Below are 26,628 nucleotides of genomic sequence, written 5' to 3' on the forward strand. Positions count from 1 at the left end.
ATCAACTCGATCAACTCGATCAATACGATGACATCCTTCGACTACATCATTGTCGGCGGCGGCTCGGCCGGCTCGGTGCTGGCCAACCGCCTGTCGGCGAACCCCGCGACGAAAGTGCTGCTATGCGAGGCAGGCGCTGATTTGCCGAACGACAATCTGCCTGCCGCGATTCTCGACAGTTACCCCGGCACCGCCTACCTGAACCCGAACTACCTGTGGCCCGACCTGCGCGTGACGACGGTCGCGCCCAGGCATCCGGCGGCGGAACGCAAGCTGCGCAAGTACGAACAGGCGCGCATCCTGGGGGGCGGCTCGTCGATCAACGGACAGTTCTTCAATCGCGGCGCACCGAGCGATTACGACGATTGGGCGGCGCGCGGGGTCGAAGGTTGGGATTGGGAAAGCGTCCTGCCGTACTTCAAGAAGATCGAACGCGACATCGATTTCGACGGCCCGTTGCACGGCAAGTCAGGACCGATTCCAGTACGCCGGATCTTCCCCGATGCATGGCCGAAGCACGCCACCGCAGTCGCCGCCGCACTGAAGGAATCGGGCTACGACTATCTGCCCGACCAGAACGGCGAGTTCCGTGACGGCTACTTCCCGATCGCGATTTCAAATCTCGACGAACGGCGCGTGTCCGCGTCGATGGGCTATCTCGATGCCGAGACCCGCAAGCGAGCGAACCTGACGATCTGGACCGACACGGAAGTCTCTGGCCTGCTGTTCGAAGGGACGAAGTGTTGCGGCATCCGGCTCGAAGCACCAGGCCGTCCGGCGGAAGTGCGCGCAAGGGAAGTCATCCTCTCGGCGGGCGCGTTGCAGTCGCCCGCGATCCTGCTGCGTTCCGGCATCGGCCCGGCTGAGCATTTGCGCGAGCATGGCATCGCGATGGTCGCGGAGTCGAGCGGCGTGGGGCAGCATCTGATGGAGCATCCGTCGGTTGCGCTCGCGTCGTTCCTTCGCAAGCCCGCCCGCGTGAACGACGCGACACGCCGGCACATCCTGCTCGGCTGGCGCTATTCGTCGGGCATCGGCGGGGCGCCGCGCGGCGACATGTTCGTCTCGGTCGTCACGAAGACGTCGTGGCATGCGGTTGGCGAGCGCATCGGCACGATGCTGATGTACGTGAACAAGCCGTTTTCCAACGCCGGCGAAGTGAAGCTCGCGTCGGCGGACTGGCGCGCGGCGCCATCGGTCGATTTCAACTTCCTCTCCGACGAGCGCGATCTCGACCGGCTCGCCGATGGCTTTCGCCGCATGGCGGCGGTGCAGGCGCTCGCGGCCGTCGAGGAAGTCACGGCCGATCCGTTCCCGGCGAGCTACAGCGAGAAGGTCCGGCAGGTGGCGCTCCTGAGCCGCCGCAACAAGGTGATCACCGACGTGCTGGCGACGCTCCTCGACGGTCCCGCGCCGCTTCGGCGCCTCCTGATGACACGCGTGATCGCGGGCGGCGCGACCCTCGCCGATCTTCTCGCCGACGATGCCGCGTTGCGCGATTTCGTGCGCGGCGCATGCGTGGGCGTGTGGCATCCGTCGTGCACGTGCCGCATGGGCCCCGACGGCGATCCACTCGCGGTCACGGACCATCAGGCGCGCGTGCGCGGCGTGCAGGGACTGCGCGTCGTCGATGCATCGATCTTCCCGCACATCCCGAGCGGCAACCTGAACTTCCCGACGATGATGGCCGCCGAGAAAGTGGCCGACATGATGGTCGGCCAGACGGCGGCCGCGGCCGCCGCTCAAACGGCCTAGCGAGACGTTGGATTGCCGGCGTCGCCGGGAATCAGGACGGCGCGGCCGCGAATCGAACCGGATTCAAGGGCATCGAACGCGGTCATTGCATCGTCGAGGGCAAAGCGCGTCACGAGCGGCTTGATGTCGCCGCGCTGCGCGAGCGCGATCACCGCCGCGAGGTCGCCGTAGGTTCCGCCATACGGGCACATGATCGACACGCCGCGCGGCAGCGGATTGCCCGCCGAACGCGCGACGAACGGATACGCACCGCCCGAGAGACCGACGACGCGGATCGCACCCGAGCGGCCGACGATCGCAGCCGCGAGCCGTAGCGTCGCGTCGTTGCCGACGAAATCCAGCACGACGTCCGCGCCGAATCCCTCGGTCATCGCGATGACCGTCTCGGCGAACATCGGGTCGTCGGAGCGCAGCGTGACATCCGCCCACGGCCGCGCGGCGTCGATCGCTTCGCTGGAGATGTCGGTCGCGACGACGCGCGTCGCGGTCGTCGCGCGCAGGATTTGCGCGGCGAGATTGCCGAGCCCGCCGAGCCCGATGATCACCGCGGTCGACCCCGGATGCAGAAGCTCGCTGCAAGTCCGGATCGCATGATAGGGCGTGAGCGCGGCGTCGGTCAGCGTAGCCGCGATCGCGGGATCGAGATCGCCGATCGACACCAGCGCGCTCGCCGGTGCGCTCACGTAGTCGGACATGCCGCCGTTTTTCGTGACGCCGGGAGTGGGCGGCGGGTTCAGCCGGCCGCCGGTGCGGCGGCACGCGTTCTGCCGGCCGGCGAGACACGCGCTGCACGCACCGCATGACCAGCACGGGTGAACGACGACCCGGTCGCCCGGACCCCACTGCGTCACGCCCGCACCAATCTCTTCGACGACGCCCGCGATCTCGTGGCCGAGCGTTGTGCCGTCGGGTGTGCGCGAGTCGGCGGCGCTGCGAATATGCAGGTCGGTCTGGCAGAGGCCGGCCGCCAGAACGCGCAGCACGACCTCGCCGGCGCCTGCTGCCGGGACCGGAAGGGTCGTCAGCGCGACGTTGCCCGGTTCGCGCAATTGCACGCCGCGCATGGTGTGACCACATTGACGCATTTCCAGAATCTCCTTGCATGAAGGGCGCCCGCCATTGCGCCGGCTTTATACAGGCCGCCGGTGTGCGGGCACCAAGGTTAAACCCCGAGCCGAGCTTTCTTGACATCGGAAATCAAGCGACTCTATGATAAAGCCAAAGGTTCATCCAATGACAATAGATTCGAAATCAGACGATTTCCTGAACCAACACCCGGAGGAGACAACCATGTACACGTCACGCTGCGTGACCCCGTTGAACTTGAAATCGAACTGGACGAAGATCGCGGGACTGACCGCGGCGGCTACGCTTGCCACCGTCTTCGCGCTGACGGCGCGCGCCGCCGATCCGATTGTGATCTGCTCGATCGATGACCGTAGCGGCGCGGCGGCGGACACCGGTACCCAAGGCTACCAGGGCGTGCAGATGGCGATCGACGAAGCCAACGCCGCTGGCGGGATCGGCGGCCACAAACTGAAAGTGATTCCGTACGACGGCAAGACCGACCCGCAACTCACAGCGACTTTCGCGTCTCGCTGCGCCGAGGACGACAAGGGGCTCGTGATCATCGGTGGCAATCCGTCGGCTCCGGCGGCGGCGATGATCCCGATCGCGACGGAAAACAAGATTCCGTACTTCATGCTGTCGGCCGGCACCGACACGCTGACCGATCCGCCCGCGCCGTATCACTTCCGCTTCGGTCCTGCGAATCGCCAGGACGCAGCGGCGATCGCCGATCTGCTCGCGCAGCAGGGTTTCAAGCGGCCGGCGATCATCAACAACTCGCTGCCGTTCGGAACCGACGGCGCACGCGCGACGACCGCCGCGCTCAAGAAGAAAAACATCACCGTGGTGGCGCAGCAGACCTACGACATCAATGCGACGGACCTGTCGCCGCAGCTCACGAACCTGCGCGACGCCAAGCCCGACGTGCTGCTCGTTTTCCCATATCCCGCCGACGGCGCCCGCGTGCTGCGCACGGCGCGTCAGCTCAACATGACCGCGCCGATTGTCGTGTCGCGCAGCGCACTGCTCGACACGCTCCGCAAGCTTGCCGGTCCTGCGAGCGACGGCGTGCTGATCCCGAACACGGTGGATCCGTCGCGCGCCGATGTGCAGAAATTCTTCACTGCGTTCAATGCCCGCTTCGGTCCGCATCAGCCAACGCTCTACCCGATCATCGGCTACGACGCGGCCAGGGCGGCGTTGCAGGTGATCGCGACGCCCGCCGTGCTCAAGGCAATCGATGCCGGCAACATCGAGGAAGCGCGCAAGGCATTTCGCGACGGCACCGAAAGACTCACGCAGTTCAAGGGACTGCAGGGCGAGTTGAACGCGAGCTACCACTTCGGTCCGCAACAGCACCACGGCTCGCCGGATGCGAACTGGTACGTATTCATTCTCGTCGCGGACAACGGAACGCGTCTCGTCAAGCCCGACCTGAGCAAGTTCAAGCCGCTTTGATCGCCTTGGTGACGACGCCAAGCGTCATCGCCGTCGCGCTTCGCCTTACTCTCGAACCTGGCATACGCACATGGATAAAATCAGTGTCTTACTGCTCGCGGGCCTGACCAACGGAAGCGTCTACGGCCTGATCGGCCTGTCGCTATCGCTGATCTACGGCACGAATCGGGTCATCAATTTCGCGCAGGGCGACTTCGTGATGATCGGCGCGATGTCGGCAATCCTTTTCATGGTCACGTACAGCCTGCCGACGCCCGTCGCGCTCGTGGCCGTGCTGGCCGTCGTGCTCCTCTGCTCGCTTGCGCTCGAGTTCGCGGTCTATCGCCCGCTGGTCAAGCGCGGTGCACCGCCGCTCACGATCATGATCGGGACGCTTGCAGCCGCGATCATCGCAAGCGGCATTGCCTTGCTCATCTGGGGCGCCAACCAGCTCTACGTGCCCAACATCCTGTCGCTCGATCCGATCACGGTCGGACCGTTGACGACCAACCTCCAGCAGCTTGCGATCGTGGTCGCGTTCGTCGTCTTTTTGCTCATCACCTGGTTCCTGCTGTATCGCACGAGCTTCGGCCTGTGCATCCGCGCGACCGGCGCGCAGCCACGCATTGCGCAGTTAATGGGGATCCGCTCGTCGCGCATCGTGCGGTTTGGTTTCATGTTCAGCGCGTTCGTCAGCGGCATCTCGGGTGTGCTGATCGGGCCGCTCCTGGGCGGCCAGGTGTCGATGGGCGTCGCGCTGACCGTCAAGGGCTTCATGGCGGCGATCCTCGGGGGGCTCGGCAGTCCGTTTGCAGCGGCGGCTGGCGGCCTTGTCATCGGCGTGCTGGAGACGTTCGTGGCGGGGTACGGCAGCAGTCTCTATGCCGAGCCGATCATCTTTCTCCTAATCCTTCTTGTCCTGCTGGTTCGCCCGTTCGGCCTGCTGGGCGACTTCGAGGCAGTCCGGCGATGAGACAAGCATCCACTCAATCCGCTTCCTGGCAAGTGCGCGCGCCATTCGTCCTGTTCCTGGTCGTCGCGCTGGCGGCGCCGATGCTTCTCACCACCGGGTTCCAGTTGCGCATCGTGTCGCTCATCTGCATCTACGCGATCCTCAGCATGGGTTTCAACCTGCTCTATGGCTACGCGGGGCAGATCGCGATGGGCCATCAGGGCTTCTTCGCGATTGCCGCCTATGGATACGCGCTGCTGCAACTGAAGGCGGGATTTTCGCCGCTGGCCGCGCTGCCGGTGAGTCTTCTGATTTGCGCGTTCGTCGCGCTCATGATCGGTATTCCGCTGCTCAGGCTGCGCACGCACTACCTCGCGATGGCGACGCTCTGCTTCGGCCTCGTCATTTCCGGCGTGGCGAATCGCTGGATCGACGTGACGGGCGGCACGGGCGGCCTGCTGATTCCGGCGATCACGATCGGCGAGCGCACCATGGATCGCACGACGCTCTACTACGTGATCGTAGCCGCGACGGCGGTCGTGCTTGCGCTGCAGAACTTCATCGTGTCGAGCCATCTTGGCCGGTCGCTGCAGGCAATCCGCGATGACGACAAAGCCGCCGCCGCGCTCGGCGTCAACGTGGCCGTGCAGAAGCTGCGTGTGTTCGTGCTGAGCGCGGTGATCGCGGGCCTCGCGGGCATCGGTTTCGCGGTGGTCAGCCGGCAGGTCAGTCCGAGCATGGGCGAATTTCCGATTCTCGTATCGATGCTGACGATCGCCGTGGTCGGCGGTCTCGGCACGCGCTATGGGCCGATTCTCGGCTCGATCGTCGTCGTGGTTGCGCCGCAATTCCTCGCGCGCTTCGGCGAACTCGAGACGCTGGTCTATGGCCTGTGCCTGCTGCTGTTCCTGATCTTCATGCCGCATGGGCTGTCGGGAATGGTCAGGTCGCTCGCATCGAGGCAAAGGACCGGGTTCGCGCGAAGTTCACCGCCGCGACTGCCCAAGCGTCAGCACGTCAAGAAAGGAGTCGGACGATGAGAACACAGACCGCACCGCGAACGCCCATCGACGCACCGCAACTCATGTCGATCCAGGGCGGCGTGAAGCGCTTCGGCGGACTGGTTGCCGTCGACAACGTCTCGTTCGAAGTCCGACAGGGCGAGGCCGTCGGGCTGATCGGACCGAACGGCGCGGGCAAGTCGACGACGTTCAACCTCATCACGGGGGTGGACGCGCTCTCCTCCGGCGAGATCTTCTTCAAGCAAGACAACATCACGAACCAGCCGCTTCATCGCCGCAGCGCGATGGGGATGGCGCGCACATTCCAGATCGTGCGCCTGTTCAGCGGCCTGACCGTGCTCGAGAACGTGATGCTCGGATTTCATCCGCAACTCGTGGACGGCTTCATCCCGTCGCTCCTGCGTTTTCGCAAGGTGGCTGCTGATGAGCGCCGGTGCGCTCGCCGGGCGATGGAGCTGCTGCAGTTCGTCGGCCTCGCGCAGCGCGCGGACGACATGATTTCGCATCTGCCGCACGGGCAGCAGAGGCTTGTCGAGATCGCCCGGGCGCTTGCGAGCGACCCGGGCATCCTGCTCCTCGATGAACCCGCCGCCGGCCTGAACGATGAAGAGACGGAGGGACTCGGCAGGATGCTGCGCCAGCTCAACGACGACGGCCTCACCATCCTGATCGTCGAGCACGATATTGGATTCATCATGAGCCTGTGCCATCGCATCGTCGTGCTCGATCATGGCGCCAAGATCGCCGAAGGGGACGCGGCTTCGGTGCAGAGCAATCCGAAGGTCATCGAAGCCTATCTGGGAACCGGAGGCGCACATGCTAAAAATTGAAGGACTGCGTGCCGGGTACAAGGGCACCGAAGCGCTGCATGGCATCTCGTTGGAAATACGCGAGGGCACCATCGTCTCCGCGGTCGGTGCCAATGGCGCGGGCAAGTCGACGCTCATCAACGCCATTTCCCGATTGGTCGATATCAATGCCGGGTCCATCACGTTCGACGGGAAGAACATCGTCAAGCTCTCGGCGCCTGAAGTGGTCGAACTTGGGATCGTGCAGGTCCCGGAGGGGCGGCAGGTCTTCGCTGCGTTGACGGTGACGGAGAACCTGCGGCTCGGCTTTCACCGCTTGCGGCATCGCGGCGACAAGTCGCTCTTTCGCGATCGCCTCGATTACGTGTATGAACTCTTTCCAAAGCTCAAGGAACGTGCGGATCAACGCGCCATCACGCTGAGCGGCGGAGAGCAGTCGATGGTGGCGCTCGGACGCGCGCTGATGGCCGACCCGAAGCTGCTCCTGCTCGACGAGCCGTCGCTCGGGCTTGCTCCGCTCGTGGTCGAACGCATGTTCGAGGTGTTGCAGGTCCTGCGCAGAACCGGCCTGACCATTCTTCTCGTCGAGCAACATGCAGACGAAGCGCTGGCGCTCTCGGACTATGGCTATGTTCTGTCGGTCGGGAACATCGCGGCCGAAGGCACCGGTGAATCGCTGCGCAATCACGAAGCGATCCAGCAAGCGTATCTGGGTTAGACCGAGGAGGAGAAGAACACATGACGCTCAGTGTGGATTTTGCGATTGTCGGAGGCGGACTTGCGGGGCTCGTCGCCGCCAACACGGCGGTGGAACTCGGGTGTTCCGCGGTGCTGCTGGAAGCCGGCCGCGAGGAGCGCTATCCCGCCAACTCCCGCTATGCAGGCGGCGTGTTTCATCTCGCGTTTCGCGACATCGAGACCGAGCGCGACGTCTTGCAGGAAGCGATCGTCCAAGCGTGCGAGGGCTTGCAGGACGTGGCTCTCGCGACGGCGCTGGCAACCGACGGCGCGCGCGTCGTCAAATGGCTGATGGAGCACGGCGCTCAGTTCGGGCGGGGCGGCGAATATCCGTTCATGGGCCACATGCTCAAGCCGTTTAGCTTGCGCGAGACCGGCTTTCAGAATCACTGGCGAGGCAAGGGCGGCGATCTGCTGCTGCAACGCCTGGAAGCATCGTTTATTGCTTCTGGCGGGCGATTCATTCGAGGCGCACGGGCGCGCGATCTTCGAATGACGGACGGACGATGTTCAGGGGTGACGGCACGGACCGCAAACGGCGACGAACTGCTAATCGAAGCGCGCGCTGTGCTGCTTGCCGATGGCGGATTTCAGGGCAATGCGGACATGGTCCGCGAATTCATTTCGCCTCGGCCCGAGCACCTCTGCAAGCGAGGCGCGGGCACTGGCATGGGCGACGGCATCCGCATGGCGCATTCGGCCGGCGCCGCGCTCACGGGCATGGACAAGTTCTACGGTCACGTGCAATGCGCGGGCGCGCTGCACGACGAATCGCTGTGGCCGTATCCGGTGCTGGATATCGTGGCGTCGGCGGCGATCGTCGTGGATGGAACGGGGAGGCGCTTCACCGACGAAGGCCTGGGTGGTGTAGCGGTCGCCAATGCGATCGCGGCGCTCGACGAACCTTTGTCGTCGTTTGTGATTCTCGATGATGCCATCTGGGCGGGACCGGGCGGCGCGTTTCTGTTGCCGCCGAACCCTGCACTGCAGCGCCTCGGCGCGACCATCCATCGGGCGGACGGTATCGATGCGCTCGCCTTGAAACTCGGCATGCAGCCGGACACGCTGAAACAAACCGTGCAGGAATATAACGCAGCCCTGTCAAGCGGCCATCCGGAAACGCTTCGCCCACGACGCACGGTCAGGCCCGCGACGCTCTCGACAGCGCCATTGCCGATACACGGCCCCGGCTATCTCGCGATCCCTCTTTGCGCGGGTATCACCTACACGATGGGCGGCATCGTCATCGACGCAGACGGGCAAGCGCTCGACGAACAGCATCGTCCGATACCCGGCCTCTATGCGGCGGGCGCGACGACAGGCGGAATCGAAGGGGGGGCGAACGCGGGATATGTCGGCGGCCTGGCGAAGGCGGCCGTGTTCGGTCTGCGCTCCGCCGAAGCGATGGCGCGCGAGTTGCAGGTGAGCGGGTAATCCTCTTCGACGCGGCGGCGGGACCATCAGCGTGCCGGGCCGCCGCCACTCGATTCAGCCCGCGCGCTTCGAATCCGGTTGCTGTTGCGCGAGATAGTGCCGTTGCAGCGCCTTGAGATGCGTTTCCATTTCGGCGGCAGCCTTGTCCTCGTCGCGTGCCGCGAGGTATTTCAGCAGGCGGCGACGTGAGGGCATGACCGAACTGTCGGACAACGGCAGGACCACTTTGAGCAGCTGCTCTTGAATCTCGACGAGCGCGTCCGTCAGAATGACCAGCACCGGGTTGCGCGCGGTGCGCGCAAGCAGCCGGTGGAAATTGAGGTTGATGCGGACGCGTTCCTGAACGTCGCCCGCAGCGACCGCCACTTCGCTTTGCCGGACGTTTTCGCGCAAGGCTTCGAAGTCCTCCTCCGTTCCGCGCTGGCAGGCAAACCGCGTCGCCGCCACGCTCACGATGAGGCGCGCTTCAGTCAGGTCCGCCGGCCGGATCGCCCCGAGCCGGAACAGATCGTAAAAGCCAGCAATCACGGCGTCGCCCTGGCCTTCGCGCACGAATGCGCCGCCGGTGGCCCCCTTCCGAAACTCGAGCACGCCGGCCATTTCGAGCGAGCGTAGCGCCTCTCTGACCGTGTTGCGGCTCAGGCTGAATTGCTCGGCCAGCTCCCGCTCGGGCGGCAGGCGATCGCCGGGTTGCAGCGCGCCGCTTGTCAACTGCCCGCGAATCTGGTCGGCGACTGCCTCGAACGCGCGCCGCGTCTGCACCGGCGCGTAGGCCTGGGCTGGACGCGCGGGCAATGGCGCTGCGTTTTCAGTGGCAGCTTCAGTCGGGCGCTTCGGTGCGCGGCTGCTGGTGTTGGCGGTTTTCAATGGCTAATCCATTCACGTTATTTCGCTGATGCTAACTCTCGGCGCGTGATTCATCAAGTCGGCAATCGAGCCGACGAACCGAAGCCCACTGAAAGACACCATTCCTAGCACTTTCGCCACTTGACACGCTCCACGATCTTCGAGAGTATTATCCAAAGGTTCATCCAATGGACCAAATAAAAAGCGACATGGATGAACGCACCGATCGGCCCGCCCCATCCAACCGGGGGCGGGTTGCACAACCTTCAAAGGACGAGCGATGAGTGAAGATTTGAGAGACCTGGTGAAGTACGAGGCGCGGGACGGCCGGGCATACATCACGTTTTGCCGCGACGAAAAGCGCAATGCGCTGACCTACGAAATGTTCGATCGCCTGATGGAACACATGGAATGCGCCGAACGCGACGACGACGTGCGCGTCGTCATCTTCCGCGGCGAGGGCCGGGACTTTTCGACGGGGCACGATCTCGGCCAGGTCGGCGGCGCGGAATACGGCTTTTCGAAGGAGCCGGGCGCGCGCCGGCCGAGCCAGCGCATCCGTCTGAGCTTCGATAAGCACCACGTCGAACAGTTTCGGCAGATCCTGTATTGCACCAAGCCGACCCTCTCACTGGTGCAGGGCTATTGCGTCGGCGCGGGGCTCTATATCGTCGAGGCGAGCGACCTGGCCATCGCAGCCGAGGACGCGAAGATCGGCCATCCTGAGCAGAAGATGGGACTCGCGGGCGCTTCGTACATGACGAGCGTCAACATCCTCGCGATGGGCCCGAAGAAAGCGCGCGAACTGCTGTTGCTTGGCGAAACGATGAACGGAATCGAGGCAGCGCGGCTCGGGCTCGTGAACAAGGCCGTGCCTGCCAGCGAACTCGAAGCCGCCGGGGAGGACTGGGCGGAGCGCATCGTGCGTCTCCCGCGTGATGCGATCGCGATCGGCAAGGCCGCCACGCATCTTTCTCTGGATTCGCTTGGCATGACTTCGCAGTTCGTGCATGGCTACGTGATGCATGCGCTCGGCACCAACATCCGCTACGAACCCGACGAGAACAACTTCATGAAGGAGCGCCGCAGCAAGGGCGTGACGGGTGCCGCTCACTCGCGTGAGACCCGCTACGAAGGCGGGACGAAGGACGGCCAATGAACGCGCGACACGCAACGAGCGACATCGAAAGGGGACAACATGCTTACTGAACTTACCGGCTCGGCGGCCGTTGTGCTCGGCGGCACGAAGGGAATCGGCAGGGCGTCGGTCAAAAAGCTCGCGCAAAGCGGCGCGAGCGTCGTGATCCAGGGTCGCGACGAAGCGGCGGCCTACGCGCTGATCGAAGAATGCAGCGCGTTCCCCGGCAAGCGGGTGTTCGTGAACAGCGACCTGCTCACTTACGAAGGCATCGAACGCGCGGTCGAACAAGCCGTCACGCAATTCGGCAAGGTGGATATCGTGGTCGCAAGCGGCGGCCCGCGCGATCCGAAGCCGAAGCTCTTCGTCGACATGGCGCCGGATGAGGGCATCGCGTGCCTGACGAGCCGTCTGATGCCGCGTCTGAATGCCGTGCATGCAGCGACCAAATTCATGCGCGAGCAGAAGTACGGAAAGATCGTCCTCGTCACCACCGACGCCGCGCGCATTCCGACGCCGAGCGAATCGATGATCGGCGCGGCCGGCGCTTCGATCATGTTTCTCACGCGTGCGCTCGGTGCGGAACTGGCGCATCTCGGCATCCGCATCAACTCTGTGGCGACCACGCTCACCACCGGCACACCCGCGCACGACCGCTTTCTGGCGGCGAAGGATGCGGGCTCGCAGGAGGTGATCGTCAAGGCATTCACCAAGGCCGAGCAGCGCGTGAAATTCAAACTCAACACCGCCGAGGATCTCGCGGAATACATCCTCTATTTGTCGAGCAGGGAGTCGGATCAGGTGTCGGGATCGACCCTTAGCATCAACGGCGGTCTTTCGTTCCCGAGCTATTGAGCAGCGGGCAAACAGCACCGAATGACGGAGTGATTATGCGACTGAATGAAGAGCTCGTTTCCATCCAGGACTCGGTTCGCCGGATGGTCCAAAAGGATATCGTGCCGCTCGTGGCTGGCATGGAAGCGAACGACCGCTTTCCGTCCGAACTGGTGCCGATCTTTGGTGACATGGGCCTGCTGCAACTGTGGCTTCCCGAAGAATATGGCGGCCCGGGCGGCAACCTGAAGACCGTGTGCATCGTGAAGGAGGAGATCGCCAAAGTCTCGCTCGCGGCGGCGACGCTGTGCGGGAACAATTCCATCTCGTTCATCTTGCCGATCCTGAACTTCGGCACCGAGGAGCAGAAGCAGCGCTGGCTGCCGCTCGCTGCCGAAGGGCGTCTCGTTACCGCAATCGCGGTGACCGAACCGCAGGCCGGGTCCGATGTCTCGTCGATCCGCACGCGTGCCGTGAAGGACGGCAACTCGTACGTCATCAACGGTCAGAAGAACTGGATCACGTGGGGCGGTTACGCGCATTACATCCTGCTGTTCGCGCGCACCTCGGAGGCAAGCGGCTCGGACGGCATCAGCGCGTTCCTTGTCGATACGAAAACCCCCGGCTTTCGCCTCGGGCGGCAGGAGCACAAGATGGGACGCCATGGCGCGCCGAACCATGAGCTCTTCTTCGACGACATGCGCATTGACGCCGACTGTCTGTTGGGTGAAGAAGGCCAGGGTTTCAAGGCCTGCATGAAAGTGCTCGACCTGAACCGCCCGACCATCGCGGCGACTTCGCTCGGATTGGCACAGGGTGCGCTCGACGTGTCCGTGGCCTATGCGAAGGAGCGCAAGCAGTTCGGTCGTGCCATCGCGGAGTTCCAGGGCATGCAGTTCAAGCTCGCCGACATGGCGATCAAGATCGAGGCCGCCCGCAACTTGCTCTACAACTGTGCCGACGAGATCGACTCGGGCGACCACTCGCGCCTGAACATGCTCTCGTCGATCACCAAGTGCTTCGTCACCGACATCGCGATGGAAGTCACCACCGAAGCAGTGCAGGTGCTCGGCAGCTACGGTTACTCGAAGGAGTTTCCAGTCGAGCGGATGATGCGCGACGCGAAGCTGAACCAGATCATCGAAGGGACTAACGAGATTCATCGGCTGATCGTCGCGCGCAGATTGCTTGCGGACTGACGATGGCACTCGAATCGAAGTACTGGGAACGCGCAAACGAACGGGAGAAGACACGATGAAAGTGATGGTCGCCGTCAAACGGGCACTCGACTACGACGTCAAGCCGCGCCTGTTCGACCTCGTGCCCGAAATCGTGGCGGGCGTGTGATGCGCGCGTTTCCCTTGCAAACCAACCGGGAGTCGACATGAGTGACGCAGTGATGACCGACACGGCGCAACGCCAGGCGTTGGCCGAAGAGCTCGACAGTTTCAACTGCCGTGTCGCGCAGCCGACCGATGGCCCGCTCTTCACGCGCGAGCCGCAATCCGCGATGAAGCCCGCGCACTGGAAAGCGAGCGATCTCGAACGGCTGCTGGAAAAGATCGGCGCAAAGCTCAAGCTCGAAGCGGGCGGCCAACGCCGGACACTGCGTCTCGCCAATCGTGGCCTGCCGTTCGGCACGACGCCCACGTTCTGGGCCTCGATCCAGTACATCCTGCCCGGCGAGATCGCGACCGCACATCGTCACACGGCGAGCGCGCTGCGTTTCATCATGAAGGGTCGCGGGGCCGACACGATCGTCGATGGCGAGCGCTACGAGATGAACGAAGGCGATCTCGTGCTGACGCCGGCGTGGACATGGCACGACCACGAGCATAAGGGCGATGAACCCATGATCTGGCTCGACGTGCTCGATATTTCGCTCGTGCGCTCGATGCACGCAACTTTTTTCGAGGGATCGGACAAGCCCAGGCAGGCGGTGTCGGACATACCGGACCGTTCTTACCGCCAGTTCGGCAGCGGGATCATGCGGCCGCTCAACGATGCGAGCGTGCCCGAACTCAACCCGTTGCTTGTCTATGGCGCCGAGCGAGCACAGGAAGCGCTGCGGCTCGCCGCCGAGTTGCCGCCCGATCCCTACGACGACACCGCGCTCGAATACCTGAATCCGGTGACGGGCGGCTCGGCCTTGCCAACGATCGGGACGGTGCTGCAGTCGCTGCGACCCGGCATGCATACGAAGCCGCACCGGCACACGGGCAGCGTCGTCTATTACGTGATGCGCGGCAACGGCGCGACGATCGTCGACGGCACGACCTTCGAGTGGGGCCCGGGCGACTTCATGGCGATTCCGCCGTGGGCCGTGCACGAGCACATCAACCGATCGGACGACACGCCCGCGATGCTGTTCCAGGTCAACGACATTCCGGCCCTGAAGAAACTCGGGCTGTATCGAGAACAAGCGGCGTAGCCGGATAGTCGAGGCGATGCCGCGCAGGACGAATACAACTTTTGGAGATTGCAGATGCAAACACCCGTATTGATCGTGGGCGCGGGCCCGATCGGACTGGCACTCGCCGGCGACCTGGGCTTTCGCGGCGTGTCGTGCATGCTCATCGAACGCAGCGATGGGCAGGTGATTCAGCCGAAGATGGACATGGTCGGCGTGCGAACCATGGAATATTGCCGCCGCTGGGGCATCGTGCCGTGGGTCCACGAGGCCGGCTACAACCGCGACTATCCGCAGGATTGTGCATGGGTCACGGGCCTGAACGGCTACGAGTTCGGACGCGAAGTCTTCCCGAGCCCGAAGGACGAGAAGTGTCCGCCGCAAAGCCCGCAGAAGCGCGAGCGGTGTCCGCAGAACTTCTTCGATCCGGTATTGCGCCGCTTTGCGCAACAGACGCCCAACGTGACGATCAGCTACAACACTGAACTCGTCGGGTTCAGCGAGACGCCGGACGGTGTCACCGCGAAAGTGCGCGACACGCTGAGCGGCGAGGAGAAGGTGATCGAGGCGGGTTATCTCGTCGGATCGGACGGCGGTGCGAGCGTCGTGCGCCAGGCGCTCGGCATCGGCATGACGGGCGAACCGACGCTGACGTACACGACGAATGTGGTGTTCCGCTGCAAGGACCTCGAAGCGCTGCACGACAAGAAGCGCGCGTATCGCTACATCTTCATCGGGCCGGAAGGCACCTGGGCTACCCTCGTCGCAATCAACGGACGCGACCAGTGGCGCTTCTCGCTCGTCGGCGACGACAACCGCCAGACGCTCGGCGAGGAAACCATGCGCAGCGCGATCGTGCGCGCGGTCGGCCGCGACTTCGACTTCGAGATTCTTTCGATGCTGCCGTGGGTGCGGCGTCAGCTCGTCGCCGACCGCTACGGCACGAAACGGGTATTCGTCGCTGGAGACGCCGCGCATCTCACGTCGCCCACCGGCGGCTTTGGCATGAACACCGGCATCCAGGATGCGGTCAACCTTTCGTGGAAACTCGCGGCACGCCTGCAAGGCTGGGGCGGCGAGCATCTGCTCGAAACGTACGAGACGGAGATGCGGCCCGTTGCCATCCGCAATGTGTCGGAAGCGACCGGCAATCTGAAGCGTATGTTGTCACCGCGTGTGCTGTCGCCGTCCAAGGAAATCTTCGAGGACGGTCCCGGCTCGGAAGCGGCATGTATCGAGTTTGGCAACCAGTACACGGAATTGATGAAGCGCGAGTGGTTCTCCATTGGCATTCATCTCGGCTACATGTACGAAGGCTCGCCGATCATCGTCCCCGATGGCACGCCGCAACCGCCCGATGAAGTGTCGAGCTACGTGCAGACGGCGCGGCCCGGTTCCCGCGCGCCGCATGTATGGCTGGCCGAAGGGAAGTCGACGCTCGATCTGTTCGGCAAGGAATTCGTGCTGATGTGCTTTGGCAAGGACGCCTCTGGCGTGAGCGCTCTGGAACATGCGGCGTCGGAGCGCAAGGTGCCGTTCAAGTCGATCGAGATCGACAACGACGAGGCGCGCAAGCTTTACGAGCGCCGCTTCGTTCTCGTTCGCCCCGACGGACAAGTTGCCTGGCGTGGCGATGCGCTGCCGGACAATCCGCTGTCGTTGATCGACACCGTCCGCGGTGCAGAGCGCAGTCGTCTGGAAACGAAATCGATGGAACAGAGCGAAGCTTGAGGAGAGTCAGGGCGCGGGCTGCACGCCGCGCCCTTGTCGGCGACGGGCAACTGCGAAAGGAACTTCAGATGAACACGATCGCAAGGAACTGCTGGATGCAAATGCTGGCGCGCACGTCGTCGACGGCGAGCCACATCACCAGTGCGATGATGCTGTGCGCGCTGGCTTATGCGGGAAGCGTCCCATCGAGTGACGTATGAGGGTCGGGGAGAGCACGTAGCAGGGCGTCACACGATGGCGCCTGGCTTGTTGTCAGGCCGGTGCGTGGCGTTCGAGAAACGGCATGATCGCGCCGTTGAAGGCTTCGTTGCGGTCCCCCGCAATCATGTGGCCTGCACCTGACACCCTACCCACTTCCAGGTGAGGCAGACGCGCCCGCAACTCATCAATACCGTGCGTCGTCACGACATCGCTTTGAGCGCCATGCACGAGCAAAGCCGGAATCGTGATGTGCCGGCACATGTCGAGCAGACGCTGTGCGTTCTTCTCGCGCTGCTCGTCGCTGCGCTCGCGGAAGAAGCGCGGATCCCAGTGCCAGTGCAGCCGGCCATCGTCGCGCAGTCGCAGGTTCTTCATCAGCCCGCGTGGATCGCGTGGGCGCGGACGGTGCGGATTGTAGGCCGCGACGGCATCGGCGGCTTCCTCGATGTTCGCAAAGCCGTCGCGGTGGCCGTTCAGGAAGTCGCCCACACGCTTGAGCCCTTTCGGATCGACTCGCGGCGCGATGTCCACGAGGACCATCGCGCGCGCGAACGCAGCTTCGTTGCGGCCGATCGCGTGCATCGCGGTCATGCCGCCCATCGATGCGCCGATGATCACGGGCGGTGCGGCCATCGTCGACACGACGGCCTGAAGGTCGTCCGCGAGGCGCTCGTACGAGTAGTCGGGTTTCGGCGACCAGTCGCTGTCGCCGTGGCCGCGCGCATCGAATGCGAGCGCATGGTAACCCAGCGCGCCGAGCGAACGAACGGTGCCGCGCCACGAATGACGCGTCTGGCCGCCACCGTGCAGCAGGATGACGGCGGGCTGCCCGCGTTCCCCGCTGCAGGTGGCGGCCAGTGTCAGGCTGTCGCTCGTTCTGATGCGTTCCGTATGCAGATTCTTCGAGTGACTGGACTCCATGCGTTTCCCGATCCGTTGTTAGTTGAGGGGCTTGTCCCACACCGGATGATCGCCGCCTTCGCTCTGGACCACGTCGATCGACATTGACCCCACCTTCGCGATCTCGATCACGACCTTGTCGCCGCCGTTGATTGGACCGACGCCTGCCGGCGTACCGGTTGCGATGATGTCGCCGGGATAGAGCGTCATGACCGCCGACGCCATGCGGATCATCTCGGGAATATCGACGATCAGGTCGCGCGTGCTCGCCTGTTGCCGCACTTCTCCGTTGACCGAGAGCTTCAGGTCGATCGCGTCGTAATCGGGCACTTCGTCGGCAGTCACGATATAGGGGCCCACCGGGCAGAAGCTGTCGTAGGACTTGCGCATCACGCGCTCCTCCTTGCCGCGCACGACGACGTCGATCAGGCAGGCATAGCCGAACACGTGCGCGAGTGCATCGTCGCGGCTGATCTCGCGGCCGCCCTTGCCGATGATGATGGCAAGCTCGCATTCGTGATGGATCTGGCGGTTCGGGATCTTCGGCAACACGATCGGATCAGCCGGGCCGCTCAGGCTCGAATTCGCCTTCAGGAAGAAGCCTTGTCCGTCCGCCTTGAATGGCGAGATGAGGCCCGTGCCGCGCTTCATCTCCTCGACGTGCGCGTGATAGTTGGCCGGAAAGGCGATCACCTTGTTCGGCCAGGCCACCGGCGTCTCCAGTCTGACCTCGTTGAGTTTCGTGCGTGGTGCCGTCTGCACGAAGTCGTCGAGCTTGCCGCGCAGCGACGCGAAGCGATCGATCACGTGCAGCATGCCGACTGGCGGCCACGCATCCGGCGTTGCGTTGACGAGGTCCGATACGTCGACGATGTCGTCCCCGATTACTACGCCGATGCGTCCTCCATTGAAGCTTGCGAGTTTCATGCTGTTTTCCTGGATAGAGTGTGTGAAATGGCCACGCCAAAATTCCGATCGATCATTTGCCGCCGATCTCTGCATCGTGTTCGCCGATCGCGGGCGGACCGGACCGCGCTGTGAACCTGCGATCATCGAAGGTCGCCGGGTAGCGCGCGGTCCGGATCGATCCGACAGGTGAATCCACGAAATCGAACACGCGGTTGTTCGCGACTTGCGCGTCGTTAAGGAACTCGTCGAGCGAGAACACGGGGGCGGCGGGCACGTCCAGTTCGGCGAAACGCGACAGCCAGTAGTCCGTGGTCTTCTCCTTCACCACCGCGCCCACGCGCCGGAAGAACTCGTCGGCCATCGCCACCGGATCGCGCATCTTCTTGAACTCTTCCTTCCACTCAGGGCGGTCGATCGCGTTGAGCGTCTTCGACATCTGCACCCCGTTGGCGGGAGAGATGACGACGAAGCCATCCGATGTTTCGAGCACCTGCGATGCGGGTGGCTTCCATGCGGAGGTGTCGCCGTCGAAGGTGCGGTGCTGGAACATGTCGGGGAAATTGAAGTAGCCCATCACGTCGAGCATGGGCAGTTTGATGTGGCTGGCCTTGCCGGTCTTCTCGCGTTCATAGAGCGCCGCGAGGATCGCCTGCGTACCGAATGCTCCCGTCACCTTGTCGACCATGTTGAAGGGCGTGACGGCGGGCTTGCCGTTGCGGGCTTCGGACGCCACGATACCTGTACGGCCCTGGATCAGTGAATCGAACGCGGGAGCGTTGGCGAGCGCGCCGGTATCGCCGAAGCCGTTGATCGAGAGGCGGATGAGGCGCGGATAGAGCGCATGCAGCACGTCATGCCCGAGCCCGAGCGACGCGGCGACGCGCGGCCGCCAGTTCTCGACGAGGATGTCGGCGGTGGCGAGCAGGTTCTTCAGGCGTTGCGTGCCTTCTTCAGTTTTCAGGTCGATCACTACGCTGCGCTTGCCGCGATTCGCGTTCGTCCACGAGGCACCGAAGCCGTCGCGGTTGTGGCCGAACTTGCGAAAACCGTCGCCGCCTGGAGGCTCGACCTTGATCACGTCGGCGCCGAGATCGGCGAGCATCATCGCCGTGAAAGGGCCGGTGAGGAAACTCGACGTCTCCACGACGACAATGCCATCGAGCGGGCGCTTTTGCGCCGCTTCGGGAGTATGCCGCGACTCGGGCGACAGACCAGTTTGAACCTCGGACATGTTGTAAATCTCCTGGAATGGGCAACCAGCTAGGTCTCGTGCATCGGCAAAATCGCCAAGCTGTCGACTCGTATAAATCAATGGATCAACCTATGATGATGATGCGACAAGGGCCGGCGGGTGTCAAGACGGTAAGAGGGGTTTGACGTCCCGCGTCGCGGCGTCCAAGCGAAATGGGCAGGCAAGCCAACGCTTGCCTGCCCATCGCTCCTTCTGCGTCAGGTCCGGCGCTCAGAACTTGTGCCTGATCGCGACGCGCGCGACGACCTGATTCGACGTGTTCGATGGTGTCATCGTCACGATGTACGGAACGGCGGCCTGCCGGGTTGAATCGACGCCTGATGCCTTCATGTAAGCAGCAGCGAAATACACATCGGTGCGCTTCGACAGGAAGTAGTCGATCACCGCATTGATGGTCTGATACGCGGCGCTGTCCTTCCCATTGATCGCGCCTCCCCTCAGGTAGTTGTAGGAGAGCCCGGCTTCGAGCGCCGGGGTGATGTAATAACCCGCATACACGTTGTAGTTGTTGAAGGCTGCGTTGCCGGTGTATCCGAACGGATTGGTGAGGCTGAGCGTACCGGATGCGGGGTCGTTCAGTTCCTGGAAGCGGATGTTGGAATAGCCGACGCCTGCCGTCAGTGAACCGATCGTGTACTGCGCGACGCCGGAGTAGATCTGCAAGCGATGCGCCGAAGCGAAGCCGCCGTAGATGGGGTTGACCTGTACGCCCGCTACCGCGCCCAGGTTGTTGGCGGTGGGGGAACTGTTCGTATTGTTGCCATAGAAGGACTGGTTCGGATTGTTGACGTGCATGTAGCCGCCCGCCAGCGCGAGCGGTCCCAGCACGTAACGCGCGCCAAGGGACCAGATGCTGTTTTTGCCGAACGAGCCGGGGGTACCGCCGAAGCTGTACAAGCCCGTCAGCGTCACTCCGCCAAACGTCGGACTCGTGTACTTGACCGAGTTGTTGATGCGCTGGGTGTCGGCGACGTTGTCGATGTCGCCCGGGTGATCCGCGAAGGCGCCGCCTGCGAAACTGCCGGCCTGCATGGGGCCGATGGAGTCGACGATCGAATCGTATTGCCGGCCCGCCGTGATGTTGCCCCACGGACTCGTCACGCCCACATACGACTGGCGGCCAAAGAAGGTGCCGCCCTGTTGAATCCGTCCGGTGCCGACGTCAAAGCCGTTTTCGATGACGAAGATGGCACCGTATCCGCCACCCAGGTCTTCCGTACCGCGCAATCCCCAGCGGGATGCCTGCATGACCCCGCTTGTCATCGAGAACTGGCTCGCACCGGTCCTGCCGTGGGGGGCGCCCGCCTGCGCCGTCTGAACGTTATTCGCATAGTTGATGCCCTCGTCGAGCAATCCGTATAGCGTTACGCTGCTCTGCGCGAAGACCGGCCCTCCTACAGCGAGCGCCAGCGCTCCAATAAAGGTTTTCCCAAGCTTCACGGCTGTCTCCTATATCGCGCCACTGGGGAGCGAAGAAAGCATTTTTATGGGTCGGTTTCTAAGTTGTTTCATTGGATGAACCAATGACTTAAATCATAAAGAGTTGCCGATGCGTGTCAAACAGAGCAAACCCTAATCAACGCTCGATGGCTACGCAGTCGACTCCCGGTTTGCTGAAGCCGGCACTCGCGGCGCGGCCTTGAACGAGAGGCCGGCGATGGCGCTCGATACCAGAAGCGCGCTGATCATCGAGATGGTCGGATCGTTGGAAGACAGACCGACCGCGGCGGTGCACAGGGCACCGTAGCCCATCTGCAGACAGCCATACAGCCCGGCCGCTGCACCGACGACCGATTGGTCGACATCGAGCGCGCTGCTGATCGCGAAGGGACTGGAAAGTCCAGTCGCGAAGAACATCACGATCATCGGCGCCATCACCGAGGTCACCGACAGCGAATCGCACAGGTACGAGACCAGCAGGCTGATCGATGCTGCTCCCATGATCAGGCTCGCGACAATGAGCGCGCTGCGCGCAGACACGCTGCCGGCGAGCCGCTTGGCCGTCGACTGACCGGCCGCGAGTCCGACGACAAGAGAGAAGTAGGCGAAACCGAAGGCCCGCGCGGACAGCCCGAGCCGCGACTCGAGGATGAACGGCGAGGCCGAAAGGAACGCATAGATGCCGGTAGTCGCGCTTGCGCCGCCCAGGCTGTGACTCAAGAACGTCGACGATCGAAGCAGCGTGAGGTAGCTTTTCAGATAGCGTCGTGTCCTGAAGTCGCGTGACGCCGCGTGCGTTTCGGGCACGAGGAGCCATACCGCGAAAAGAACCAGCACGTTCACGACGCTCAGCGCGGCGAAGATAGACCGCCACCCGAGATGCTCGACGATTTGGGCACCGATGATGGGCGCGAGGGCGGTCGCAACCGCCATGGCGATGCTGAGCGTCGCGAGGCGCCGGATCAGGCTGGTGGGACCGGAACTGTCGCGGGCGATCGCGCGTCCGAGCACGAGCCCCGAACAGCCGCCGAGCGCCTGTGCCAGCCGCGCCCATTCGAGCCCCGCGAGCGACGGCGCAAGGGCCGCCGCAACGCTGGCGAGCGCGAACAGCGTCAATCCCGCCAGCAGGACGGGCCGTCGTCCATAACGATCCGACAGGGGGCCGTAGATGAGTTGCCCAATCGACAGCCCGATCACATAGAGCGTGATCGTCAGCCCGATGCCGGCCGTGGACGCGTGCAGATCGCTGGCGGCCGAAGGCAGCGCAGGGACGAAAACATGGAGCGGGAACGTGCCGGAGAGCGTGATGCCGACCAGGATGAGAAGCGATGGTGCGGGGGAGAAGCTTCGAAGTGGAGCGGCGGAATCGCTCATGGCGGCATGGCTCACATGGAATGATGAAAAGTTGGGGAGGGGTGTTCGTCTCGGGTTGAGTCGCCTTGCTCCAAAGAAATGAATAGAGTAAATTCCATTGGATGAACCATTAATTTAATTGCGACTGCGGTTACTGTCAACGGAGGCGAGGAGACGGGTTGTCTTTTTCAGGGGCACGTCAAGGTTTACGCTGATTGCACCATAAAACCAATGGATGAACCATTTTGCGGCCAGGTCCAGCGAACGTTCCTGAATTCCAGTGATCCATCGGCGAACCGGCCCGGAGAAGACTTCGAATGAAATCCCATGAGCAACTGCCCTCGGTGCAACTGATGTCATCCGCGATGCCGGACGCCGCGAACCAAGGGTTCCGCTGGATCATCCTGCTGGTCATCTGGTCTGCTTTCACGGTGAGCTGCGTCGACCGCTTCGCCTGGGCGAGCATCGCGGCACCCGTCGGCCAGGCGCTGGGTTTCAAGCTTGCGTTGCTCGGCTCTCTTACCACGGCGTTCTACGTCGGCTATACCGTGTCGTGCCCGGTCGGCGGGATCATGGCGGACAAGTTGGGCAGCCGCGCAACGCTGGCGATATCGATGTTGCCGCTCGCGGCCCTCACGTTCTGCTTCAGCTTCGTCCAGACGTTCTGGGCGGGCATCGCGCTGCATCTGCTGATGGGGTTCGCGGCCGGGGCGGAATACGGCGCCACCATCAAGATACTGACGGTGTGGTTCGGCAAGGACAAAGGCAGGGCCTTCGGGATCTGGGCTACCGGGACATCGGTATCGGTCGTGCTGGCGAACGCCTTCGTGCCGAGGTTCGCCGCTGCGTACGGCTGGCAGGCCGCGTACCAGATCCTCGGCATCGCTACGCTCGTCTTCGCGGCGATATGCGTGCTGGTCGTGAGGGACGCTCCGGTCGGGCAGTCTGTGCCGCGGATTACCGGCGCGCAGGTCGCCGCGCTGCTGAGGAACCGGAACATCGTGTTCGTCGCGCTGGGAGGCGCGGGCGCGCTTTACGGCACGCTGGGTTTCGTAGCGTGGGCGAGCGCCTTGCTGACCGTCGCGCACGGATTGTCACCGGTGGTCGCCGGTTCGGTTCTGATGTGGTTCGGCGTCGGCGCATTCCTGTCGAAGCCGCTTTTCGGCTGGCTTTATGACGCCTTGCATCGCTATGCGAGGCTGGTCGCGGTGATAGACCTCGCGCTCTTTATCGTGCTGCTCGTCGTGTTCGGCAAATGCTCGTCGACGTCCGGATATTTTTTCATCGCACCGTTCCTCGGCGCCGCCGCATACGGCTACACGCCGTTGCTGATCGGGCTCTATACGCAGGCGTCGGGGCCGCGGCTGGCAGGCGCCGCTGCAGGCTTTGTCAACACAATATGGTCGGTGGGAAGCTTCATTTCCCCGATCCTGGCCGGCTATGTTTTTGCGCATGGCCGGTCGCTCGATATGACACTCGGCGTGATAGCGGCCGGGCCGCTGGTGGGCGCGGGATTTCTATGCTTTGTGCGGCAAGCGCCGGGCACCAGCGCGTCTTGACGTGCGCAGTCTCGCACAGCGTTCGTCAAACTCGGCCAAGGAAACGAGGGATTGGATGGACCTGTCAGCGCACAAAAGTGAGGCTGGAAAATCCAGGTCGGAGGTGACGCAAGCGGTCGCGCGAGTCACCGACATCATGGGCGAAGTTGCGGCCGCTTCGCGAGAACAAAGCCGCGGCATCGAGCAGGTCAGTGGTTACCCAACAGGGGCAAGCCCATCATCTGGCAGAAGGGTCGCGCTCTCCACTGGCTCCCTATATTTTCCCGGTCGTCATTCTGGGCACGATGCAACTCGGCTGGGTCTGGATCTTCCGACTCGCACCGTTGTCGATGCTATTCGGCGCGCTGGTGCTGCTGTTATTCGTTTCGGAACGGCCCAAGGCTCGCGACCTGCCGGCAGCGGATCAGTCGGGTGCTACATCGCCCGACGAACCAGCCGTCGAACTGACGAGCGCGCAGCGTTACGGGCTCGTGATGAAGAACTGGAGGCTCTACATCACGGGTCTCGCGATCGGTTTTCAGAACGCTGCACGGTATGCGCTGGTGGTCTGGGTGCCGGTCCATTTTCTGGGCATCGACCGGAAGACTTCATCGACGCTGATCGACCCGAAGTGGATCACGGTTGCGTTACCGGTGGGTATGGCGCTCGGCTCGCTGTCGAATAGCTGGATCTCCGACGTGTTGTTCCAGGGGCGCCGCTATATGGCGATCGTCTCGTACATGGTGCTGGCTTGCGCGACCGCGATCTTCATGATGTTCGTACCGCACGGCAGCATGCTCGCGATCGCGCTTTTGTTTCCAAAAGTCGTCCAAAATCGATGTGTAAGCATTTGATTTCTTAGTACACACATGTGCTGATTTGTGCGTTCAAAGTCGCCCGAAAACACCTGGAAAAGCCATGCCCAGTAAGGCTCAGGCCCGATTCACGAGATATTTTCCGACCAGACGTCGATGTAGAGCGATGGGCTTGTCATATCAGGCGCGTCCAAAATTCGTCCGAAATATCGTCCGAGATTCTAACCTGCCTCGAGCTTTACTTCAGTCCGCTCGCTGCCCCGACTGTCCCGGTAGGAGGACGTCATTTCCGCTGAGCGTGCCGATCATGCCGCGCGCAAACGCACTTTGCCTTGTTACATTGATTGCAAGCGGGCACCCGCGGCTGCTCGCCGCGCTCCGATGGCAGGAAGAAACCTCGCGCGATTGCGTGATCACCCGTGTCGGAGGCACCCTCGCGCCCACAGTACACGCAGCGCTGGCCCCGATATCGCTTGCTGCCCATTTCCCGTTCCTTTTACCTCTAGTTACCGATAAAGATAGTCAATTGTCTAGCGGACCCGCCCCTGGCCGTACAAACGCCCTCCGGGTGATGCCGTGCAGCAGCCTCGACGTGAGCGCCTGTAGGCGTGGGCACGCTCGCTTGCCCAACGCCGTCTCAGCAACGACACGTGCCAAAGCGACGATGGAACCCATTGGCCTCCTTGCGCAACGAATCGAGCGGTCGCATTGACAGTCTGGCAGCGGTCAGCGTGAGAGCCGGAAATGACCGGTGCAATGAGCGACTCCACGAGACCACATTGCAGATCTTCGAATCGGCCAGGGTCGAGGCGCCGCTCGGCATCAAACGTGAGTATCGAAAACGTGCTTCGAACGACCCGCACAGGCTCTCGGTCCACCGACGCGACAATCACATCGGCCCTGCGCGCTCGTTGCCCGGCGAAAATGGGCAGAAAGTGGTTTGCCGGATCTCGCAGCGACGCTTTCGACTTCGAAACAGATGGAAGGGATGCCGCGACATCTCCGGCTGAATGCGCTGACCGTTAGCTAACCGATGCAAGACCACGGTGCCACGCGTGATGTGCGCATCCGACACCGCGTGCGCGGCGCATGATCAGTCGTAGCGGTAGACTCCGTGCCGGGTCTTGCGGCCGAGCCGTCCGGCGGCCACCAGTTCGCGAAGCAAAGGGCAGGCACGATATTTCTGATCGCCGAGATCCTTCGCGAGTACCTCTAGCACTGCGAGGCAAACGTCAAGGCCCACCAGGTCCGCCAACGCGAGAGGTCCGATGGGGTGGTTGGCGCCAAGACGCATCCCCTCGTCAATCTCTTCCGCTGTTGCGATTCCCTCTGCCAGAACGAAGAATGCCTCGTTTATCATTGGCACCAGAATCCGGTTGACCACGAATCCCGGCGAGTTCTTGACCCCAATCGGCGATTTGCCGAGCCGGTGGGAAAGTTCGTGAATGGCGTCGACAGTCTCTGTGCTGGTCTGCACGCCGCGGATAATCTCGACGAGCGGCATCAGGGGCACCGGGTTAAAAAAGTGCATGCCGACGCAACGAGACGGATCGCCGAGGTCCGCTGCCAACGACGTGACGGAGATCGACGAGGTGTTCGTGGCGATAATCGCGTGTTGCTTTGCGACCGCTTCGATCTGCTTCAGGATCGTTCGTTTCAGCTCGACTTGTTCGGTTGCGGCCTCGATGACCAGGTCCACTTCGGCGAGGCGTTTATACTCGGTTGAAGTATCGATGCGCGCTAGCGTTGCGCTGGCCACATCAGCGGCGATCGTGCTTTTCGCTACAAGCCGCTCCAGGCTCGACCTCAATGCCGCCATCCCTCGTGTGAGGGCGGCCTCGGTAACGTCGATCAGAACGACCTTGAGTCCGGCCGTCGCGGCGATCTGTGCGATGCCACTCCCCATTGTTCCGGCGCCGACGACGCCGATCGTTTCAATTGTCATGTTCGATCTCTTCCCGATGGCGGTGCGGTGCGCGCACCCCTCACAATAACGACTTCTCTTTGCACGTCACGCTCCTTGATATAGATGGTGCATGCAGGCAT

Annotated in this window: 24 protein-coding genes and 1 pseudogene; 17 read left to right on the forward strand and 8 right to left on the reverse strand. The window is 63.1% G+C overall.

Going from position 1 to position 26,628, the window contains the following annotated elements; genetic code table 11:
- Positions 1-27: 27 nt before the first annotated feature.
- Positions 28-1,755, forward strand: coding sequence for a GMC family oxidoreductase (locus AWB68_RS17415; RefSeq protein WP_087645597.1), 1,728 nt, complete (start codon positions 28-30; stop codon positions 1,753-1,755).
- Here the strand turns inward: AWB68_RS17415 and AWB68_RS17420 are convergent.
- Entirely contained in the window at positions 1,752-2,840 is a 1,089-nt protein-coding gene (locus AWB68_RS17420; RefSeq protein WP_200828722.1) for an alcohol dehydrogenase catalytic domain-containing protein, read from the reverse strand. The two genes, AWB68_RS17415 and AWB68_RS17420, sit on opposite strands and share 4 nt — an antisense overlap.
- Positions 2,841-3,045: 205 nt before the next feature.
- On the opposite strand from AWB68_RS17420, the gene AWB68_RS17425 reads away from it, so the two are divergent.
- The 6 genes from AWB68_RS17425 (at position 3,046) to AWB68_RS17450 (ending at position 9,215) form a co-directional block, all read left to right on the forward strand.
- Entirely contained in the window at positions 3,046-4,281 is a 1,236-nt protein-coding gene (locus tag AWB68_RS17425; protein WP_087645599.1) for an ABC transporter substrate-binding protein, read from the forward strand.
- 70 nt (positions 4,282-4,351) lie between these two features.
- The gene (locus AWB68_RS17430; protein ID WP_087645600.1) at positions 4,352-5,233 is read left to right on the forward strand and encodes a branched-chain amino acid ABC transporter permease; all 882 of its coding nucleotides are present in this window, start codon (positions 4,352-4,354) and stop codon (positions 5,231-5,233) included.
- Positions 5,230-6,252, forward strand: a complete 1,023-nt coding sequence (locus tag AWB68_RS17435; protein WP_087645601.1) for a branched-chain amino acid ABC transporter permease — start codon at positions 5,230-5,232, stop codon at positions 6,250-6,252. Before AWB68_RS17430 ends, AWB68_RS17435 begins: the two co-directional genes overlap by 4 nt.
- A complete protein-coding gene (locus AWB68_RS17440; RefSeq protein WP_087645602.1) occupies positions 6,249-7,064 on the forward strand; it encodes an ABC transporter ATP-binding protein in 816 nt (271 codons plus the stop codon). Before AWB68_RS17435 ends, AWB68_RS17440 begins: the two co-directional genes overlap by 4 nt.
- Positions 7,051-7,761, forward strand: a complete 711-nt coding sequence (locus tag AWB68_RS17445; RefSeq protein ID WP_087645617.1) for an ABC transporter ATP-binding protein — start codon at positions 7,051-7,053, stop codon at positions 7,759-7,761. Before AWB68_RS17440 ends, AWB68_RS17445 begins: the two co-directional genes overlap by 14 nt.
- Positions 7,762-7,781: 20 nt before the next feature.
- Positions 7,782-9,215: an FAD-dependent oxidoreductase gene (locus AWB68_RS17450; protein ID WP_087645603.1), complete on the forward strand. Its 1,434-nt coding sequence runs from the start codon at positions 7,782-7,784 to the stop codon at positions 9,213-9,215.
- A gap of 54 nt (positions 9,216-9,269) precedes the next feature.
- Here the strand turns inward: AWB68_RS17450 and AWB68_RS17455 are convergent, their stop codons facing one another.
- The gene (locus AWB68_RS17455) at positions 9,270-10,082 is read right to left on the reverse strand and encodes a FadR/GntR family transcriptional regulator (protein WP_087645604.1); all 813 of its coding nucleotides are present in this window, start codon (positions 10,080-10,082) and stop codon (positions 9,270-9,272) included.
- A 259-nt stretch (positions 10,083-10,341) separates the two neighbouring features.
- On the opposite strand from AWB68_RS17455, the gene AWB68_RS17460 reads away from it, so the two are divergent.
- From AWB68_RS17460 to AWB68_RS50805, 6 genes are all read left to right on the forward strand, one after another.
- Positions 10,342-11,220, forward strand: coding sequence for an enoyl-CoA hydratase/isomerase family protein (locus AWB68_RS17460; RefSeq protein ID WP_235028389.1), 879 nt, complete (start codon positions 10,342-10,344; stop codon positions 11,218-11,220).
- A 39-nt stretch (positions 11,221-11,259) separates the two neighbouring features.
- Entirely contained in the window at positions 11,260-12,054 is a 795-nt protein-coding gene (locus tag AWB68_RS17465; RefSeq protein WP_087645605.1) for an SDR family NAD(P)-dependent oxidoreductase, read from the forward strand.
- 35 nt (positions 12,055-12,089) lie between these two features.
- Complete coding sequence (locus AWB68_RS17470) at positions 12,090-13,232, forward strand: acyl-CoA dehydrogenase family protein (protein WP_087645606.1); 1,143 nt, start codon at positions 12,090-12,092, stop codon at positions 13,230-13,232.
- A gap of 185 nt (positions 13,233-13,417) precedes the next feature.
- Positions 13,418-14,464 (forward strand): cupin domain-containing protein, encoded by a 1,047-nt coding sequence (locus AWB68_RS17475; protein ID WP_087645607.1) that lies wholly within the window; start codon positions 13,418-13,420, stop codon positions 14,462-14,464.
- A gap of 54 nt (positions 14,465-14,518) precedes the next feature.
- Positions 14,519-16,174 (forward strand): FAD-dependent oxidoreductase, encoded by a 1,656-nt coding sequence (locus tag AWB68_RS17480; RefSeq protein ID WP_087645608.1) that lies wholly within the window; start codon positions 14,519-14,521, stop codon positions 16,172-16,174.
- A 68-nt stretch (positions 16,175-16,242) separates the two neighbouring features.
- Complete coding sequence (locus tag AWB68_RS50805) at positions 16,243-16,374, forward strand: hypothetical protein (RefSeq protein ID WP_268810931.1); 132 nt, start codon at positions 16,243-16,245, stop codon at positions 16,372-16,374.
- Positions 16,375-16,426: 52 nt separating this feature from the next.
- Here AWB68_RS50805 and AWB68_RS17485 read toward each other — a convergent pair whose 3' ends face one another.
- From AWB68_RS17485 to AWB68_RS17505, 5 genes are all read right to left on the reverse strand, one after another.
- On the reverse strand, positions 16,427-17,296 hold the full coding sequence (locus tag AWB68_RS17485) for an alpha/beta fold hydrolase (RefSeq protein WP_087645609.1): 870 nt from the start codon (positions 17,294-17,296) through the stop codon (positions 16,427-16,429).
- Positions 17,297-17,314: 18 nt separating this feature from the next.
- Positions 17,315-18,202 carry a fumarylacetoacetate hydrolase family protein gene (locus AWB68_RS17490; RefSeq protein WP_087645610.1) on the reverse strand — a complete coding sequence of 296 codons (888 nt, stop codon included), beginning with the start codon at positions 18,200-18,202 and terminating at the stop codon, positions 17,315-17,317.
- Positions 18,203-18,254: 52 nt separating this feature from the next.
- The gene (locus tag AWB68_RS17495; RefSeq protein ID WP_087645611.1) at positions 18,255-19,415 is read right to left on the reverse strand and encodes a CaiB/BaiF CoA transferase family protein; all 1,161 of its coding nucleotides are present in this window, start codon (positions 19,413-19,415) and stop codon (positions 18,255-18,257) included.
- A 231-nt stretch (positions 19,416-19,646) separates the two neighbouring features.
- The gene (locus AWB68_RS17500) at positions 19,647-20,876 is read right to left on the reverse strand and encodes a porin (protein ID WP_235028390.1); all 1,230 of its coding nucleotides are present in this window, start codon (positions 20,874-20,876) and stop codon (positions 19,647-19,649) included.
- Between the two features lie 150 nt (positions 20,877-21,026).
- Positions 21,027-22,250 (reverse strand): multidrug effflux MFS transporter, encoded by a 1,224-nt coding sequence (locus AWB68_RS17505; RefSeq protein WP_087645612.1) that lies wholly within the window; start codon positions 22,248-22,250, stop codon positions 21,027-21,029.
- A gap of 344 nt (positions 22,251-22,594) precedes the next feature.
- Between AWB68_RS17505 and AWB68_RS17510 the strand changes: the two genes are divergently transcribed.
- From AWB68_RS17510 to AWB68_RS48235, 4 genes and pseudogenes are all read left to right on the forward strand, one after another.
- Complete coding sequence (locus AWB68_RS17510; protein WP_235028391.1) at positions 22,595-23,788, forward strand: MFS transporter; 1,194 nt, start codon at positions 22,595-22,597, stop codon at positions 23,786-23,788.
- Positions 23,760-23,981 (forward strand): annotated as a pseudogene (locus AWB68_RS51860) (methyl-accepting chemotaxis protein); the annotation flags it as partial. The gene AWB68_RS17510 and the pseudogene AWB68_RS51860, both read left to right, overlap by 29 nt.
- On the forward strand, positions 23,980-24,621 hold the full coding sequence (locus AWB68_RS17520; RefSeq protein WP_235028392.1) for an MFS transporter: 642 nt from the start codon (positions 23,980-23,982) through the stop codon (positions 24,619-24,621). The pseudogene AWB68_RS51860 and the gene AWB68_RS17520, both read left to right, overlap by 2 nt.
- Before the next feature lie 740 nt (positions 24,622-25,361).
- On the forward strand, positions 25,362-25,592 hold the full coding sequence (locus tag AWB68_RS48235) for a hypothetical protein (protein WP_160110030.1): 231 nt from the start codon (positions 25,362-25,364) through the stop codon (positions 25,590-25,592).
- Between the two features lie 83 nt (positions 25,593-25,675).
- Here the strand turns inward: AWB68_RS48235 and AWB68_RS17530 are convergent, their stop codons facing one another.
- On the reverse strand, positions 25,676-26,527 hold the full coding sequence (locus AWB68_RS17530) for a 3-hydroxybutyryl-CoA dehydrogenase (protein WP_087645614.1): 852 nt from the start codon (positions 26,525-26,527) through the stop codon (positions 25,676-25,678).
- Between the last annotated feature and the right edge of the window lie 101 nt (positions 26,528-26,628).

This window comes from Caballeronia choica (assembly GCF_001544535.1).
Classification (GTDB): Bacteria; Pseudomonadota; Gammaproteobacteria; order Burkholderiales; family Burkholderiaceae; genus Caballeronia; species Caballeronia choica.

Excerpts from the sequence above, each read along its gene's own strand:
- AWB68_RS17415 (WP_087645597.1), top strand. The coding sequence starts at position 28 with ATGACATCCTTCGACTACATCATTGTCGGCGGCGGCTCGGCCGGCTCG.
- AWB68_RS17420 (WP_200828722.1), bottom strand. The coding sequence starts at position 2,840 with ATGCGTCAATGTGGTCACACCATGCGCGGCGTGCAATTGCGCGAACCG.
- AWB68_RS17425 (WP_087645599.1), top strand. The coding sequence starts at position 3,046 with ATGTACACGTCACGCTGCGTGACCCCGTTGAACTTGAAATCGAACTGG.
- AWB68_RS17430 (WP_087645600.1), top strand. The coding sequence starts at position 4,352 with ATGGATAAAATCAGTGTCTTACTGCTCGCGGGCCTGACCAACGGAAGC.
- AWB68_RS17435 (WP_087645601.1), top strand. The coding sequence starts at position 5,230 with ATGAGACAAGCATCCACTCAATCCGCTTCCTGGCAAGTGCGCGCGCCA.
- AWB68_RS17440 (WP_087645602.1), top strand. The coding sequence starts at position 6,249 with ATGAGAACACAGACCGCACCGCGAACGCCCATCGACGCACCGCAACTC.
- AWB68_RS17445 (WP_087645617.1), top strand. The coding sequence starts at position 7,051 with ATGCTAAAAATTGAAGGACTGCGTGCCGGGTACAAGGGCACCGAAGCG.
- AWB68_RS17450 (WP_087645603.1), top strand. The coding sequence starts at position 7,782 with ATGACGCTCAGTGTGGATTTTGCGATTGTCGGAGGCGGACTTGCGGGG.
- AWB68_RS17460 (WP_235028389.1), top strand. The coding sequence starts at position 10,342 with ATGAGTGAAGATTTGAGAGACCTGGTGAAGTACGAGGCGCGGGACGGC.
- AWB68_RS17465 (WP_087645605.1), top strand. The coding sequence starts at position 11,260 with ATGCTTACTGAACTTACCGGCTCGGCGGCCGTTGTGCTCGGCGGCACG.
- AWB68_RS17470 (WP_087645606.1), top strand. The coding sequence starts at position 12,090 with ATGCGACTGAATGAAGAGCTCGTTTCCATCCAGGACTCGGTTCGCCGG.
- AWB68_RS17475 (WP_087645607.1), top strand. The coding sequence starts at position 13,418 with ATGAGTGACGCAGTGATGACCGACACGGCGCAACGCCAGGCGTTGGCC.
- AWB68_RS17480 (WP_087645608.1), top strand. The coding sequence starts at position 14,519 with ATGCAAACACCCGTATTGATCGTGGGCGCGGGCCCGATCGGACTGGCA.
- AWB68_RS50805 (WP_268810931.1), top strand. The coding sequence starts at position 16,243 with ATGAACACGATCGCAAGGAACTGCTGGATGCAAATGCTGGCGCGCACG.
- AWB68_RS17485 (WP_087645609.1), bottom strand. The coding sequence starts at position 17,296 with ATGGAGTCCAGTCACTCGAAGAATCTGCATACGGAACGCATCAGAACG.
- AWB68_RS17490 (WP_087645610.1), bottom strand. The coding sequence starts at position 18,202 with ATGAAACTCGCAAGCTTCAATGGAGGACGCATCGGCGTAGTAATCGGG.
- AWB68_RS17495 (WP_087645611.1), bottom strand. The coding sequence starts at position 19,415 with ATGTCCGAGGTTCAAACTGGTCTGTCGCCCGAGTCGCGGCATACTCCC.
- AWB68_RS17505 (WP_087645612.1), bottom strand. The coding sequence starts at position 22,250 with ATGAGCGATTCCGCCGCTCCACTTCGAAGCTTCTCCCCCGCACCATCG.
- AWB68_RS17510 (WP_235028391.1), top strand. The coding sequence starts at position 22,595 with ATGCCGGACGCCGCGAACCAAGGGTTCCGCTGGATCATCCTGCTGGTC.
- AWB68_RS17530 (WP_087645614.1), bottom strand. The coding sequence starts at position 26,527 with ATGACAATTGAAACGATCGGCGTCGTCGGCGCCGGAACAATGGGGAGT.